The organism is Streptomyces scabichelini (genome assembly GCF_011045015.1).
Lineage (GTDB): Bacteria > Actinomycetota > Actinomycetes > Streptomycetales > Streptomycetaceae > Streptomyces > Streptomyces scabichelini.
Map to the genome: position 1 here is coordinate 1 of NZ_JAAKZY010000233.1, position 15,525 is coordinate 15,525.

13 protein-coding genes and 1 pseudogene are annotated in these 15,525 nt (G+C 68.7%); 5 read left to right on the top strand and 9 right to left on the bottom strand.

All coding sequences use genetic code 11. From position 1 onward, the window contains the following. Positions 1-423: 423 nt before the first annotated feature. The 3 genes from G5C60_RS42490 to thyX all read right to left on the bottom strand — a co-directional run bounded on the left by G5C60_RS42490 (position 424) and on the right by thyX (position 4,097). A complete protein-coding gene (locus tag G5C60_RS42490) occupies positions 424-2,109 on the bottom strand; it encodes a ribonuclease J (protein WP_165268114.1) in 1,686 nt (561 codons plus the stop codon). A gap of 137 nt (positions 2,110-2,246) precedes the next feature. Then, positions 2,247-3,146, bottom strand: coding sequence for a 4-hydroxy-tetrahydrodipicolinate synthase (dapA, locus tag G5C60_RS42495; RefSeq protein WP_165268116.1), 900 nt, complete (start codon positions 3,144-3,146; stop codon positions 2,247-2,249). Between the two features lie 210 nt (positions 3,147-3,356). Further along, positions 3,357-4,097 carry an FAD-dependent thymidylate synthase gene (gene thyX, locus G5C60_RS42500; RefSeq protein ID WP_165268118.1) on the bottom strand — a complete coding sequence of 247 codons (741 nt, stop codon included), beginning with the start codon at positions 4,095-4,097 and terminating at the stop codon, positions 3,357-3,359. Positions 4,098-4,315: 218 nt separating this feature from the next. Between thyX and G5C60_RS42505 the strand changes: the two genes are divergently transcribed. Together G5C60_RS42505 and G5C60_RS42510 are read left to right on the top strand one after the other, a co-directional pair. Then, a complete protein-coding gene (locus G5C60_RS42505; RefSeq protein ID WP_165268120.1) occupies positions 4,316-4,564 on the top strand; it encodes a hypothetical protein in 249 nt (82 codons plus the stop codon). A gap of 109 nt (positions 4,565-4,673) precedes the next feature. After that, complete coding sequence (locus G5C60_RS42510) at positions 4,674-5,231, top strand: PH domain-containing protein (protein WP_165268122.1); 558 nt, start codon at positions 4,674-4,676, stop codon at positions 5,229-5,231. 54 nt (positions 5,232-5,285) lie between these two features. Here the strand turns inward: G5C60_RS42510 and G5C60_RS42515 are convergent, their stop codons facing one another. The 5 genes from G5C60_RS42515 to rpsO form a co-directional block, all read right to left on the bottom strand. Then, on the bottom strand, positions 5,286-5,738 hold the full coding sequence (locus G5C60_RS42515) for a hypothetical protein (protein ID WP_165268124.1): 453 nt from the start codon (positions 5,736-5,738) through the stop codon (positions 5,286-5,288). A 32-nt stretch (positions 5,739-5,770) separates the two neighbouring features. Continuing rightward, positions 5,771-6,523 (bottom strand): 4-hydroxy-tetrahydrodipicolinate reductase, encoded by a 753-nt coding sequence (gene dapB / locus G5C60_RS42520; RefSeq protein ID WP_165268126.1) that lies wholly within the window; start codon positions 6,521-6,523, stop codon positions 5,771-5,773. A 42-nt stretch (positions 6,524-6,565) separates the two neighbouring features. Continuing rightward, positions 6,566-7,945 (bottom strand): insulinase family protein, encoded by a 1,380-nt coding sequence (locus tag G5C60_RS42525; protein WP_165268128.1) that lies wholly within the window; start codon positions 7,943-7,945, stop codon positions 6,566-6,568. Next, complete coding sequence (locus G5C60_RS42530; RefSeq protein WP_165268130.1) at positions 7,942-10,164, bottom strand: polyribonucleotide nucleotidyltransferase; 2,223 nt, start codon at positions 10,162-10,164, stop codon at positions 7,942-7,944. Before G5C60_RS42530 ends, G5C60_RS42525 begins: the two co-directional genes overlap by 4 nt. A gap of 345 nt (positions 10,165-10,509) precedes the next feature. After that, the gene (rpsO, locus tag G5C60_RS42535; RefSeq protein ID WP_119105693.1) at positions 10,510-10,797 is read right to left on the bottom strand and encodes a 30S ribosomal protein S15; all 288 of its coding nucleotides are present in this window, start codon (positions 10,795-10,797) and stop codon (positions 10,510-10,512) included. A 272-nt stretch (positions 10,798-11,069) separates the two neighbouring features. Between rpsO and G5C60_RS42540 the strand changes: the two genes are divergently transcribed. Together G5C60_RS42540 and G5C60_RS54460 are read left to right on the top strand one after the other, a co-directional pair. Beyond that, a complete protein-coding gene (locus G5C60_RS42540; RefSeq protein ID WP_165268132.1) occupies positions 11,070-11,366 on the top strand; it encodes a DUF397 domain-containing protein in 297 nt (98 codons plus the stop codon). A gap of 369 nt (positions 11,367-11,735) precedes the next feature. Then, positions 11,736-11,816, top strand: a pseudogene (locus G5C60_RS54460) (SCO5717 family growth-regulating ATPase); the annotation flags it as partial. A 183-nt stretch (positions 11,817-11,999) separates the two neighbouring features. Here G5C60_RS54460 and G5C60_RS51345 read toward each other — a convergent pair. Then, positions 12,000-12,950 (bottom strand): hypothetical protein, encoded by a 951-nt coding sequence (locus G5C60_RS51345; protein WP_206440680.1) that lies wholly within the window; start codon positions 12,948-12,950, stop codon positions 12,000-12,002. Between the two features lie 267 nt (positions 12,951-13,217). On the opposite strand from G5C60_RS51345, the gene G5C60_RS42545 reads away from it, so the two are divergent. Next, positions 13,218-15,525 (top strand): nucleotide-binding protein (locus G5C60_RS42545; RefSeq protein WP_420907462.1); only part of this gene is annotated, 2,308 nt, incomplete at its 3' end.

The following is a 15,525-nucleotide window of genomic DNA, read 5'->3' on the forward strand; positions in this document are numbered from 1 at the left end:
CTCCGTGAATGTATTCCCGTAATCGGGATCACACATCACGAGAGCGGAACCCCTCCGAGGAATAATCGGAAAGGTTCACAGCGTCCTCGCTGTGTTGTTTTTCAAAGGAACCTCGCCACCGGAAAAGTCTCCGATGGACGGGGTATCAACATATCTGGCGTTGATTTTTGGCACGCTGTTGAGTTCTCAAGGAACGGACGCTTCCTTCGTACTCACCCTCGCAGGCTTTCCTCCGGGCTTCCCTTCGATCTTGCGTTTCCAACTTTAGCAGAAGAATCTGAGTCGGAATTTCCGTCCCACTCGGACCAGTTCCCCACGCACAGTTGCGTCGGGTTCCCGTTCAGGCGGAGCCGTAAACGTACTGGAGCGGGGCGCCTCGATGCAAATCGAGGCGCCCCGCTCCTGGTTCGCGCGTACGAGGTGTCAGACCTCGACCACGACCGGCAGGATCATCGGTCGGCGACGGTAGGTGTCCGAGACCCACTTGCCCAGCGTGCGGCGGATGAGTTGCTGCATCTGGTGGGGTTCGACGACGCCGTCCTGGGCCGACCTCTCCAAGACCTCGGTGATCTTCGGGAGGACGTCGCTGAAGGCGGAGTCATCGATGCCCGAGCCACGGGCCTGGATGTGCGGACCGCCGGTGATCTTGCCCGTGCTGGAGTCCATCACCACGAAGACCGAGATGATGCCCTCGTCTCCGAGGATCTTGCGGTCCTTGAGCGCGGGCTCGCCGACATCGCCGACCGAGAGGCCGTCGACGTACACATACCCGGCCTGGACCTTGCCCGAGATCTTGGCCTTGCCCTCGACGAGGTCGACGGCGACGCCGTCCTCGGCGATGACGATGCGGTCGTGCGGGACGCCTGTGAGGGCGCCCAGCTCGGCGTTGGCACGCAGGTGGCGCCATTCACCGTGGACCGGCATCAGGTTCTTTGGCCGGCAGATGTTGTAGAAGTACAGGAGCTCGCCGGCCGAGGCATGGCCGGAGACGTGCACCTTGGCGTTGCCCTTGTGGACGACATTGGCGCCCCAGCGGGTCAGGCCGTTGATGACGCGGTAGACCGCGTTCTCGTTGCCGGGGATGAGTGACGACGCCAGGATCACCGTGTCGCCCTGGACGATCCGGATCTGGTGGTCCCGGTTGGCCATCCTGGACAGGGCTGCCATGGGTTCGCCCTGCGAACCTGTGCAGACCAGGACGATCTCGCTGTCCGGCAGGTCGTCGAGTGTCTTGACGTCGACGACCAGGCCCGGCGGGACCTTCAGGTACCCGAGGTCTCGGGCGATGCCCATGTTGCGGACCATCGAGCGGCCGACGAAGGCGACCCGGCGGCCGTATTCGTGGGCGGCGTCGAGGATCTGCTGGATGCGGTGGATGTGGCTGGCGAAGCTGGCCACGATGATCCGCTTGCGGGCGTTCGCGAACACCTGGCGCAGCACGTTCGAGATGTCGCGCTCGGGCGGGACGAAGCCCGGGACCTCGGCGTTCGTCGAGTCGGAGAGGAGGAGGTCGATGCCCTCCTCGCTCAGCCGCGCGAACGCGTGTAGATCTGTGAGGCGGCCGTCCAGCGGAAGCTGGTCCATCTTGAAGTCGCCCGTGTGCACCACCATGCCCGCGGGGGTACGGATGGCGACCGCGAGGGCGTCCGGGATGGAGTGGTTGACCGCCACGAACTCGCAGTCGAAGGGGCCGATGCGTTCGCGGTGGCCCTCCGCGACTTCGAGCGTGTAGGGGCGGATGCGGTGCTCCTGGAGCTTGGCCTCGATGAGGGCGAGGGTCAGCTTGGAGCCGATCAGCGGGATGTCCGGCTTCTCGCGCAGGAGATAGGGGACGCCGCCGATATGGTCCTCGTGGCCGTGCGTGAGGACGATGCCCTCGATGTCGTCGAGGCGGTCCCTGATGGACGTGAAGTCCGGCAGGATCAGATCGATTCCGGGCTGCTCCTCCTCAGGGAAAAGCACTCCGCAGTCGACGATCAGCAGACGGCCGCCGTACTCGAAGACGGTCATGTTTCGGCCGATTTCGCCGAGCCCGCCGAGCGGGGTGACCCGGAGGCCGCCCTCGACGAGTTTCGACGGCGGGCCGAGTTCAGGATGCGGATGACTCAAAAGACTCTCTCCTCACCACACGCGCCACGTACCTGGCCGGGCACGTGGCGCGCGTGACGTTCGTGCAGTAGCAGTTGTCTTGGTGTTGCAGGCCTCCGGCCTGCACGGTCGTACGTATTCAGTTGTGAAGTCTGTGTTTAGAGCTGTACCCCGCCGGCGGCAAGATCGATCTTGAGCTGGGCGGTCTCCTCGGGCGAGAGTCCGACCATGGGCAGGCGCAGCGGTCCGCCGGGCAGGCCCTGGAGGGCGAGCGCTGCCTTGGTGGTCATGACGCCCTGGGTACGGAACATGCCGGTGAAGACGGGGAGCAGCTTCTGGTGGATCTCGGTGGCCTTCTGGACGTCGCCGCTCACGTACGCGTCGATCATGGCCCGCAGGTCGGGGGTGACGACGTGACCAACCACGGAGACGAAGCCGACCGCGCCCACGGAGAGCAGCGGCAGGTTCAGCATGTCGTCGCCGGAGTACCAGGCCAGGCCGGAGCGGGCGATGGCCCAGCTGGCGCGGCCGAGGTCACCCTTGGCGTCCTTGTTGGCGACGATACGCGGGTGCTCGGCCAGCCGCACGATCGTTTCCGAGTTGATCGGTACGCCGCTGCGGCCGGGGATGTCGTACAGCATGACCGGCAGTTCGGTCGCGTCGGCGATCGCCGTGAAGTGGCGGTACAAACCCTCCTGCGGGGGCTTGTTGTAGTACGGCGTGACGGTGAGGAGGCCGTGTGCGCCTGCCTTCTCGGCGGCGCGGGCCAGCTCGATGCTGTGGTGCGTGTCGTTCGTGCCGACGCCGGCGACGATGTGGGCACGGTCGCCGACCGCCTCCAGTGCGGCCCGCACGAGATCCTTTTTCTCCGCGTCGCTGGTGGTCGGGGACTCGCCGGTGGTGCCGTTGATGATCAGGCCGTCGTTGCCTGCGTCCACCAGGTGGGTAGCGAGCCGCTGCGCGCCGTCGAGGTCGAGTGCGCCGTCCGCCGTGAAGGGCGTGACCATGGCGGTGAGGACCCGCCCGAAGGGGGTCTGCGGAGTGGAGGTCGGAGCCATGGGTAACACGCTACTCGCTGCTCAACGTACGGTCTGCCCTCGGGTCGGGCGACAAGTCGCGACAAAGGTGGAGCCCGGCACTGCCTGCTCGGGGGTTCAAGCAGTGCCGGGTCCGTTTGATCAGGCTAGATGAACTACTCGAAATGCCGCAATACGGACACTTCGCTCGGTCGACCGCACATCTGTGCCGGATGCGGCAATGGATGTGCGCTACGGCGCCACCCGCCCGTTGGTGTTGAAGGCGGCGTGCGTGAGGGGCATGAGCTTCGCCCATTCCGCCTCCATCTTCTCACCGACCATCTCGATCTCCCGCTGCGGGAACGACGGCACCTTGGCGAGCTCGTGCTGTGTGCGCAGGCCGAGGAAGTGCATCAGGGAACGGGCGTTGCACGTCGCGTACATCGACGAGTACAGGCCCACCGGGAGGACCGAGCGGGCCACCTCGCGGGCGACGCCGGCGGCGAGCATCTCCTGGTACGCCTCGTACGCGTGGCGGTACGAGTCCTCCATGACGCGGCCCGTGAGCTCCTGCTGGGCCTGGGTGCCCTCCACGAAGACGTACTTGCCCGGGCGGCCCTCCTGGACCAGCTTGCGGGACTCGTCCGGGACGTAGAAGACCGGCTGGAGCTCCCTGTACCGGCCCGATTCCTCGTTGTACGACCAGCCCACGCGGTGGCGCATGAACTCCCGGAAGACGAAGATCGGGGCGCTGATGAAGAAGGTCATCGAGTTGTGCTCGAAAGGGCTGCCGTGCCGGTCCCGCATCAGGAAGTTGATCAAGCCCTTGGAGCGCTCGGGGTCCTTCTTGAGCTCGTCCAGGGACTGCTCCCCGGCGGTCGAGACACGGGCGGCGAACAGCACGTCGGAGTCGGTCGCGCTGTGCTTGACCAACTCGACGGTCACATCGCTGCGGAAGCCGGGCTTGAGGTCGTCGGCGGGGGTGTCGGTCACGGCTTGCGGGGTCCTTCCCATCACTGGCTCGGGCGGCGTCCACTCTACGGCCCGGCACTGACAACGGGGCGTTCGGTGGCGTGCCGCGACATTCTTCGGCGAACTTCTGCGAATTCGGCGAAACAGGGCACCTTTTGGGGCGTTCGTTCGTCTGTATTGGTGAGCACGGTCCGTTCGAGGCCACCGTGCCCAGATCACCCAGAGGAGAAGCAGTTTCCATGTTCCGTCGGCGCGAGCCTGTCCCGTTCGCCTTCATCGCCGAAGCCGACAAGTACCGCAGCAATGTCACTCCCCCGCCCCGCGAGCGTGCCTCCGCCGGAGAGCTCGCCGGGCGTTGGCTCATAGGGCTCACCGTCGTCGCCGGGCTCGTGGGCTCCCTGCTTTTCGGTATGCCCGCGCTGTCGCAGACCCAGTCACCTGCGCAGACTGCACAGACGCAGCAGAACGAGGCATCGAACAGCCGCTGACGGCCCCTGACGCCCCTGTCTCATCCGGCCCCCCGAGGGTGGTGAGCAGGGACCCGGCTAGGTAGCCTCACCAGGCACAGACCGTGCGTGGATTGAGTGAGGATCAGTCGTGCCCCTGCCCTTCCTGACGGCCGACCGCGCGTTTGACGAGATGGCGGAAGATCTCCCGCTGCCGTTCGACGACCGCGACCGCTGGCGGCGCCCCTACCGGCCCGGTCCGTGGCGGGTCGCCATGGCCGCGCTTTTGCTGTTGCTCGCGTCGTACGTGCTGTTCGCGGCGGTCATCATCGCGGTGGCCGGCACGCTGGGCGGCGGTGCCATCTGCTTCGGCGTGGCGCTGTTCGTCATCGCCTGTGCCCTGCGGCTGCTGCGGGTGGGCGCGTGGGTCAGCGCGTCCGGGCTGCGTCGGGTGCGCTTCTTCACCACGCGTACGGCGCCTTGGGCGCAGGTCGTGGCGGTGCGGACGGTCCAGCAGCCGGTGCGCTGGCTCGGCCTGCCGCGCACGGTGCAGGGGCAGGCGCTCGTCCTCGTCCGCAAGGACCGGGCGGGCGACGATCCGGCACCGCTGCTGACCACGCACAACGCGGACTTCCTGGCGCGCCCCGAGGCCTTCGACCGGGCCGCGGACGGCATCGAGGTGTGGGCGGACGAGTACCGGCACGCGTGATCGACAGCGCGAAGGGGCCGGCCCGCATACGGGCCGGCCCCTTCGGCGTACCGCTCAGGCCTGTACGGGCCTGCCGTCGTGGAGGGCGATGGCGCGCTGCATCGCCTTACGGGCGCGTGAGGTGTCGCGGGCGTCGTGGTAGGCGATCGCGAGGCGGAACCAGCTGCGCCAGTCGTCCGGGGCGTCCTCGGTCTCGGCCTTGCGCCGGGCGAAGACCTCGTCGGCCGAGTCGCGGTCGATGCGGCCGCCCGGGGTGCGCTTCAACTCGTCGACGGGCAGGCCGCCTTCGGCGTCGAGCTCGGCGGCGAGCTGGTTGGCCCTGCGGACGAACTGTGTGTTCTTCCAGAGGAACCACAGGCCGATCGCCGGCAGGATGAGCACCGCCACCCCGAAGGTGACCGTGAGGGCCGTGCCCGTCTCGATGAGCATGACCCCACGGCTGCCGACCAGGACGAAGTAGACGACCAGGGCGGCGGCCGTGACGGCGTACGTGATCTTCGCGCGCATGGTTCTCTTCCGACCGCTCAGTTTCCGACCGCTCAGTTCAGGTCCAGGAAGTGTTCCAGGCCGAACGTGAGGCCCGGGGCGTCCACGATGCGGCGTACGCCGAGCAGGATGCCCGGCATGAAGCTGCTGTGGTGCAGCGAGTCGTGGCGGATGGTGAGGGTCTCGCCCTCTCCGCCGAGGAGCACTTCCTGGTGGGCGAGCAGTCCGCGCATCCGCACCGCGTGCACGGGCACGCCGTCGACGTTCGCGCCGCGGGCGCCGTCCAGTGCCGTCACCGTGGCGTCGGGCTGGGCGGAACTGCCCGCGCGTTCCCGGGCCGCGGCGATGAGCTGGGCGGTGCGCGTGGCGGTGCCGCTGGGGGCGTCCACCTTGTTCGGGTGGTGCAGTTCGACGACCTCGACGGACTCGAAGTACGGCGCGGCCACCTCCGCGAACTTCATGGTCAGGACGGCGCCGATGGAGAAGTTCGGGGCGATGAGCACGCCCGTCTCCGGGGAGGCGGCCAGCGAGGTGTTGAGCTGCGCGAGGCGCTCGTCGGTCCAGCCCGTCGTACCGACCACGGCGTGGATGCCGTGGCGTACGCAGAAGTCGAGGTTGCCCATGACCGAGGCGGGCGTGGTCAGTTCGACGGCGACCTGGGCGCCGGCCTCCACCAGCGTCTCCAGTTTGTCGCTGCTGCCGAGGGCGGCCACCAGCTCCATGTCCTCGGCTGCCTCGACGGCCCGTACCGCCTCGGATCCGATACGGCCCTTGGCACCGAGGACCGCCACCCGCAGCTTGCTCATGTTGTTGATTCCTTAGTCGAGGACTTACGCGACAGTCGAGGACTACGCGACCGCTTCGTTCAGACGGGACGCCTGTTTGTCCTTGAGCGGGCCGATGACCGACAGCGACGGCCGCTGTCCCAGGACGTCGCGGGCCACGTCCCGTACGTCGTCGGGGGTGACCGCTGCTATCCGGGCCAGCATGTCGTCGACCGACATCTGCTCGCCCCAGCACAGCTCACTCTTGCCGATGCGGTTCATGAGCGCACCCGTGTCCTCCAGGCCGAGGACGGTGGAGCCCCTCAGCTGGCCGATGGCGCGGCCGATCTCGTCGTCCGACAGACCGTGCTCGGCGACCTGGTCGAGCTCGTCGCGGCAGATCTTCAGTACGTCGTGGACCTGGCTCGGGCGGCAGCCCGCGTACACCCCGAAGAGGCCGCAGTCGGCGAAGCCCGAGGTGTACGAGTACACGCTGTAGGCCAGACCGCGCTTCTCCCGGACCTCCTGGAAGAGGCGGGAGGACATGCCGCCGCCGAGCGCGGTGTTCAGGACGCCCAGAGCCCAGCGGCGCTCGTCGGTGCGGGCGAGGCCCGGCATGCCGAGGACGACGTGGGCCTGCTCGGTCTTGCGGCCGAGCAGTTCGACACGACCCGCCGTACGGATGGCGCGGGAGCCGTCGCGCGGGGCCATCGGGGTGGCGTCCGGCTGCTTCAGGGCGCCGGCCTTCTCGAAGGCGGCGCGGACCTGACGTACGACCTTGTTGTGGTCGACGTTGCCCGCGCAGGCGACGACGAGATGCGTCGGGTCGTAGTGCTTCTTGTAGAAGCGGCGGATGCGGTCCGCGGTGAGGGCGTTGACCGTGTCGACCGTGCCGAGGACCGGGCGGCCGAGCGGGTTGTCGCCGAACATGGTGTGCGCGAACAGGTCGTGCACGCAGTCGCCCGGGTCGTCCTCGGTCATCGCGATCTCTTCGAGGATCGCGCCCCGCTCGACGTTCACGTCCTCTTCGAGGATCAGCGAGCCGGTGAGCATGTCGGAGACGACGTCGATGGCGAGGGGCAGGTCGGCGTCGAGCACGCGCGCGTAGTAGCACGTGTACTCCTTCGCCGTGAAGGCGTTCATCTCGCCGCCGACCGCGTCCAGGGCGGAGGAGATGTCCATCGCGCTACGGCTGGACGTGCCCTTGAAGAGCAGGTGTTCCAGGTAGTGCGTGGCGCCGTTCAGGGCCGGCGTCTCGTCGCGGGAGCCGACGTGCGCCCAGATGCCGAAGGTGGCGGAGCGCACGGAGGGCAGCGTTTCGGTGACGACGCGCAGGCCTCCGGGGAGGGTGGTCTTGCGGACCGTACCGATGCCGTTCGTGCCCTTGATCAGCGTTTGGGTACGGGCGACGGCCCGCGCCTCCGAGGAGGGGCGGGCCGTCGCCGTTGAGCTACGAGACGTCACTTGTCGGTGTCGTCCTTCTTTTCGTCCTCGGAACCTTCCTCGCCCTCGATCACGGGGATGAGGGAGAGCTTGCCGCGGGAGTCGATCTCGGCGATCTCGACCTGGACCTTGGCGCCCACGCCGAGCACGTCCTCGACGTTCTCCACACGCTTGCCGCCGGCGAGCTTGCGGATCTGCGAGATGTGCAGCAGACCGTCCTTGCCCGGGAGCAGCGAGACGAACGCGCCGAAGGTGGTCGTCTTGACGACCGTGCCCAGGTAGCGCTCGCCGACCTCCGGCATGGTCGGGTTGGCGATGCCGTTGATCGTGGTGCGGGCGGCCTCGGCGGACGGTCCATCGACCGCGCCGATGTAGATCGTGCCGTCGTCCTCGATCGTGATGTCGGCGCCGGTGTCCTCCTGGATCTGGTTGATCATCTTGCCCTTGGGGCCGATGACCTCACCGATCTTGTCCACGGGGATCTTCACAGTGATGATCCGCGGGGCGTTCGGGGACATCTCGTCCGGCGTGTCGATCGCTTCCATCATCACGTCGAGGATGTGGAGGCGGGCGTCGCGGGCCTGCTTCAGGGCCGCGGCCAGGACGGAGGCCGGGATGCCGTCCAGCTTCGTGTCGAGCTGGAGGGCGGTCACGAACTCCTTGGTGCCGGCGACCTTGAAGTCCATGTCGCCGAAGGCGTCCTCGGCACCGAGGATGTCCGTCAGCGTCACGTAGTGCGTCTCGCCCTCGATCTCCTGGGAGATGAGGCCCATGGCGATACCGGCGACGGGGGCCTTCAGCGGCACACCGGCGTTCAGCAGCGACATGGTGGAGGCGCAGACCGAGCCCATCGACGTCGAGCCGTTGGAGCTGAGGGCCTCGGACACCTGACGGATCGCGTACGGGAACTCCTCGCGCGTCGGCAGCACCGGCACGAGCGCGCGCTCGGCGAGGGCGCCGTGGCCGATCTCGCGGCGCTTCGGGGAGCCGACGCGGCCCGTCTCACCGGTGGAGTACGGCGGGAAGTTGTAGTTGTGCATGTAGCGCTTGCGGGTCACCGGGGAGAGGGTGTCCAGCTGCTGCTCCATGCGGAGCATGTTGAGGGTGGTGACGCCCAGGATCTGGGTCTCGCCACGCTCGAACAGCGCGCTGCCGTGCACCCGCGGGATCGCCTCGACCTCGGCGGCCAGCGTGCGGATGTCGGTGACACCGCGGCCGTCGATGCGCTTCTTCTCCTTGATGACGCGCTCACGGACCAGGGACTTGGTCAGCGAGCGGTACGCGGCGGAGATCTCCTTCTCGCGGCCCTCGAACTGCGGGAGCAGCTTCTCGGCGGCGAGCGCCTTCACGCGGTCGAGCTCGGTCTCGCGCTCCTGCTTGCCCCCGATGGTGAGGGCCTGCGAGAGCTCGTCCTTGACGGCGGTGGTGAGCGCCTCCAGGACGTCGTCCTGGTAGTCGAGGAAGATCGGGAACTCGCCGGTCGGCTTGGCGGCCTTCGCGGCGAGGTCGGCCTGGGCCTTGCAGAGCACCTTGATAAAGGGCTTCGCGGCGTCCAGACCGGCGGCGACGATCTCCTCGGTCGGCGCCTCGGCGCCGCCCTTGACGAGCTGGATGGTCTTCTCGGTGGCCTCGGCCTCGACCATCATGATCGCGACGTCGCCGTCCTCCAGGGTGCGGCCCGCGACGACCATGTCGAAGACGGCGTCCTCGAGCTCGGTGTGCGTCGGGAACGCCACCCACTGACCGCGGATCAGTGCGACGCGAACGCCGCCGATCGGGCCGGAGAAGGGCAGACCGGCCAGCTGCGTGGACGCGGACGCGGCGTTGATCGCCACGACGTCGTACAGGTGGTCGGGGTTGAGCGCCATGATCGTGGCGACGACCTGGATCTCGTTGCGCAGGCCCTTCTTGAAGGAAGGGCGCAGCGGGCGGTCGATGAGACGGCAGGTGAGGATCGCGTCCTCGGAGGGGCGGCCCTCACGGCGGAAGAAGCTGCCGGGGATCTTGCCGGCCGCGTACATCCGCTCCTCGACGTCCACCGTCAGGGGGAAGAAGTCGAGCTGGTCCTTGGGGTTCTTGGAGGCCGTGGTGGCCGACAGAACCATGGTGTCGTCATCGAGATAGGCCACGGCGGAGCCGGCGGCCTGGCGGGCGAGACGGCCCGTCTCGAAACGAATGGTGCGGGTGCCGAAAGAACCGTTGTCGATCACGGCTTCGGCGTAGTGGGTCTCGTTCTCCACTAGCGATTTCTCCGATACTTTTCGTCTTTCGTCCCGTCCCGCCCGTGTGGCGGGTGGACGTCGGAGAAGCGCTCCGTCTGGTGCGGGCCGGTCTTCGATCGAAGCACCCGGGGTTCGCATTCCCCGGGGGCCACTACCGAGGACCGGCGGCGGCGAGGTGCGCTTCTCCTCGTTCAGGTGTGGCGCCCGCGCCGTCGCTGTGCGCTCTCGCGGGACCACTTCGTGTCGTACGTATTGCGTTGTGCTACCACACTACAAAGTGGCAGTGACACTCCGCACGTACAGGCACGTACAGCAAAGGGAGCGGCCCCCCTACGAAGTGGGAACCGCTCCCTTCACGGCGTCTTAGCGGGCACCCGCCGCACCACGGCGGATGCCGAGGCGGTCGACCAGCGCACGGAAGCGCTGGATGTCCTTCTTGGCAAGGTACTGCAGCAGGCGGCGACGCTGACCGACCAGGATCAGCAGACCACGACGGGAGTGGTGGTCGTGCTTGTGGGTCTTGAGGTGCTCGGTCAGGTCCGAGATCCGGCGCGAGAGCATGGCGACCTGGACCTCGGGGGAGCCGGTGTCGCCCTCCTTGGTACCGAACTCGGCCATGATCTGCTTCTTCGTAGCGGCGTCGAGCGACACGCGTACTCCTCGTAGTCTCTTTAGTAGCCACCGAGTGCCCCTGGTCCACTTCTCAGGGGAGCTTCCGTTACTCGGGAGGCGGGATCCGCTGGGCGCGTCCTCCGGGGCCCTGAGCGGGCGGTCCGGGGGTGCGTACACACACGGTCGTTACACAGCGTACCAGGAGGTGGCGGGCCCACTGACCGGGGTTCCAGGAGTCCGGGGAGGCCGGGGCCCGCCCCAGTAGGGTGACGCGACAGGTCGTTCGTAGGTCGGGAAGGGGTCGCTTCGCCATGGCCGAGGCAGAGGACAAGGACGTCAAGGCGCGCAAGGAGCGGGAGAAGAACGAGCTCTACGCCCTCGACATCTCAGGGGTCGAATGGCACAGCGCGCCGGGCACGGAGGAGCACGAGGAGCGGGTCGAGATCGCCTATCTCCCCAACGGCGCCGTGGCCATGCGCTCGTCCCTCGACCCGGACACGGTTCTGCGCTACACGGAGGCGGAGTGGCAGGCCTTCGTACTGGGCGCCCGGGACGGGGAGTTCGACCTTGAGCCGGCGCCGCACAACGGAGGGCTCTCGGCGGAGTAGCCGCTCGGAGCGCCTTGGAGCACCTCGGAGTACGACGCGAAAGCTCGCGGCCGCGTGGCCGCTCGGGGCCGGCGGGAGTCGCTTCTCGTCGGCCCTTCGCCATGGCTTCTTTTGTCCATTTTGCCGTCAACAGCGGGCGTTCATGGGTCACTTCTGGGCAGGTTGTGGCCTAGTGGGTGGGTACGGAGGGATGGACGGGCCTGCCGTGGGGGTTGTTGTGGTGATTAGGCTGGGTGGGGTGCGGCAGCAGAACCCGTGGGCGGGTCGGCCGCGTCACAGGGGGAGAGCCGGGCGGATCGGACGGCTTCGGACGACAAGAACGGTCGCCCCAGCACGACACAAGGGTGCTCGACCACACCAGGAGGAACTGTGAACAGCGATCGGGACGGGATCCGCGGGGGCTGGGCCACACCCGGCGATGACCAGTCCGACGCCGAGTCCGCCGTCGAGACGACGGGCGAGTTCACCATCGACTACGCCCCGCCTGCCTGGTATACGCAGAATGCGTCGGGCAGTTCGGAGGAGGCGTCGTCTTCTCCGGTGTCTCCGGTTTCTGCGGTTTCTCCGGTTGCGGAGGGGGCGGATTCGGCCGAAGGGGCGGGTACGGCCGACAGCTCGGCGGCTGCGGAGACCTCATCGGCTTCTGCTGGTGACGTGGGCGTGGTTCCGCCGCCTGTTGGTGGTCCGGGTGCTGTGCCCAGGTTGCCTGTGGGGAGTGAGTTCGAGCCGGGGTGGCGTACACCGGATGCGCCGGCCGGAGCGCCTGCCGCGGACGCCGGTAGTCCTACCGCTCTTCCCAATCTTCCCAATCTTCCTGTGGGGGGCGGTTTTCAGCCTCAGTGGACTGCGCCTGTGCCTCCGGCTCCTGTGGCCGACGCTCCTGACGAGGAGGAGGACGCGGGGAACGGGGATCTTGAGAGTGGCGCCACCATGCGGATCTCCGCTGTCGCTCTGAAGCGGGAGATCCGGGATCGGGCCGCGGAGACAGAGGGCGCGGAGAGCGCGGACGGGGCGGACGGGGCGGCCGTCGTCGACGAATCGGCTGCTGATGACTCCGTCGATGAGCCTGAGGCTGGGGACGAGTCTGAGGCTGCGTCTGAGTCCGAGGAGAGCGCCGAGCTTGGGGACGGGGTCGGCTCGGCCGTCTCCGTTCTGGTCGAGGATACTTCCGACGCTGATGCCGACGCCCGCGCGGATGTCGTTGAGGTGGCGTTCGGAAGTGGGTCGGGTGACGGTGACGGTGACGTCGATGGCGTAGACGAAGAAGAGGTTCAGGGGCTCGACGAGGAGACGTCCTCGGGGGGCGTGGCTGAGGTTTCCGGTGGGACGGATGACGAGGGCGGCGTTGCGGAAGAGTCCGCGGATGTTGTCGGTCTCCCCCGGGTTGATGTCGTTGCCGAGGATTCCGCCGAAGAGGTGGAGGACGAGGGCGACGAGGTCAACGATGCTGTGCCTGCGGGGGACTTGGAGCCCCGGGACGCGGAGCCCGAGGATGCCCGGCCGGGTGACGGTGCCGAGCCGGAGGACGCTCAGCCGGGCCGACGTGAGTCTGGGGACGCGGAACCTCAGGATGCGGAACCTCACGACGCGAAGCCTCAGGACGCGGAACCTCAGGATGTAGTGCCGGGGCTTGCCTCCGGTGCCGGCGACGCCGTGCAGGACACGCCTCCCGCGTGGGCTCCGCCGCCGGTGCCGCAGGGTGGACTTCCGCCGTTGCCGCCCGCGTATCAGCCCGCCGCTCCTGCCGCGGCGGCGCAGTGGCCCGCGTCCACGGAGAGCGAGAGCCAGGGCGAGGGCGAGGCCGAGGACAAGAGCAAGGGCGGACCGGCGGGGCATCCTGCGCAACCGTCGATGCCGCCGCAGGTGCAGCAGCCGTTCCAGCCGCAGGCACCGCAGCCTGCGCCTCCGGCCTGGCCCGCTGCTCCCGGTACGCCTGCCGCTCCTGGTACGCCTGCCGTGCCCGGTCAGCGTGCGGAAGCGTCGTCGGCGCCCGCTCCGGCCGCCGACGCCGCGCCTTCGGCGCCTGCTGCCGGTGGTCCCGGGGCGGGTTCCGCTCCTGGACAGCCGGGGGGTTACGGGTTCCCCCAGTTCGGTACGCCTCCTGGTACGGCACCGTCGGCGCCGCAGGGCAGCCCCGGCTTCCCAGGGCCCGAGAGCCCGACCGCGCCTCCCGCTCCTACCCCGCCCCCGCAAGGTGGTTACGGATTCCCGCAAGCCGGTGCCGCGACGACGGCTCCGCAGGACAGCCCCGCCTCCTCGCGGCCCGAGGCTCAGGGCGGCTATGGGTTTCCCCGGCCGGGCAACCCCGCTCCCGAGGCACCGAACGTTCCGGCGCAGGGAGCGGCGCCGAACGCGCCTGGGCAGGCTGCTGGTTACGGCTTCCCACCGCCCGGTACGCCCGCTGCTCCCGCTGCTGCCGCCAACCCCGCCGCGCCCCAGGCGCCCGGTCAACAGGCCGGTTACGGGTTCCCCCAGCCGGGAGACCCCGCCCCGGGCACGCCCAACACGCCCGGGCAGCCCGCCGGTTACGGCTTCCCACCGTCCGGCGCACCCGCCCCTACCAACCCCGCAGCACCCAACACGCCTGCTCAGCCGGGAGGTTACGGATTCCCCCAGCCCCCCACGGCCGAGCAGCAGGGACAGGGAATCGGCCAGCCACCGGCACCGACACCCGGAACGCAAGCCGCTCATCAGCCACCCGCCCCCGCACAGCCCCAGACGCAGCCGCAGCCGCAGCCGCAGCCGCAGCCGGGCCAAGCGCCAGGCCAGCAGGCCGGTTACGGATTCCCCCAGCCGGGGCAGCCCTATCCACCACAGGGCCAGCAGCCCGTCCCGCAGCAGCCTGACCCGCAGGCCGGCACGGACCAGCACCAGGCCGGCGTACCGAATCCGCAGGGCCAGCCCGGCGGCCAGCCCCCCGTCGATCCCCGTGCCGGTGCCGCCTGGCCGCAGGCCGTGCGGCACGATCAGCGGCAGCCCACCAACCCGGGGGCGCCCCTCGGGTACACGGCGGCCGTGGAGCTGTCGTCGGACCGGCTGCTCAACAACAAGAAGCAGAAGGCGAAGAGCGGGCGGACGGCGGCCGCGTCCTCCCGGTTCAAGATCGGCGGCAAGAAGGAGGAGGCCGAGCGGCAGCGGAAGCTCGAGCTCATCCGCACGCCGGTGCTGTCCTGCTATCGCATCGCCGTCATCAGCCTCAAGGGCGGCGTGGGCAAGACGACCACGACCACCGCGCTCGGGTCCACGCTCGCCAGTGAGCGGCAGGACAAGATCCTCGCGATCGACGCCAACCCGGACGCCGGTACGCTCGGGCGCCGCGTACGCCGCGAGACCGGGGCCACCATCCGTGACCTCGTACAGGCGATCCCGTACCTCAACTCGTACATGGACATCCGGCGGTTCACGTCACAGGCGTCGTCGGGACTCGAGATCATCGCCAACGACGTCGACCCGGCCGTCTCGACGACGTTCAACGACGAGGACTACCGGCGCGCGATCGACGTGCTCGGCAAGCAGTACCCGATCATCCTGACCGACTCGGGTACGGGGCTTCTCTACAGCGCGATGCGCGGCGTACTCGACCTCGCCGACCAGCTCATCATCATCTCGACCCCGTCGGTCGACGGTGCGAGCAGTGCCAGTACGACGCTGGACTGGCTGTCCGCACACGGGTACGCGGATCTGGTGCAGCGGTCCATCACGGTCATCTCCGGCGTGCGTGAGACCGGCAAGATGATCAAGGTGGACGATATCGTCAGCCACTTCGAGACACGGTGCCGTGGCGTGATCGTCGTGCCGTTCGACGAGCATCTGGCGGCCGGTGCCGAGGTCGACCTCGACATGATGCGGCCGAAGGTGCGCGAGGCGTACTTCAACCTCTCGGCGATGGTCGCCGAGGACATCGCCCGGCACCAGCAGTCGCAGGGCCTGTGGACGTCGGACGGCAACCCGCCACCGGTCGCCGCCCCGCCCCTGCCGGGCCAGCCCATCCCGGGCGGCCAGCCCCCTCCGGGCCAGGTCCCGCAGCAGGGCCAGCCCGGACAGGCGTATCCCCAGCACCCGGGGCAGCCGGGCGGCCAGCCGTACCCGCAGCAGCCCGGAGCCCAGCCGCAGCCCGGTGGCTACCCTCAGCCGCCCGCGCAGCCGGGCCACCCCGGTG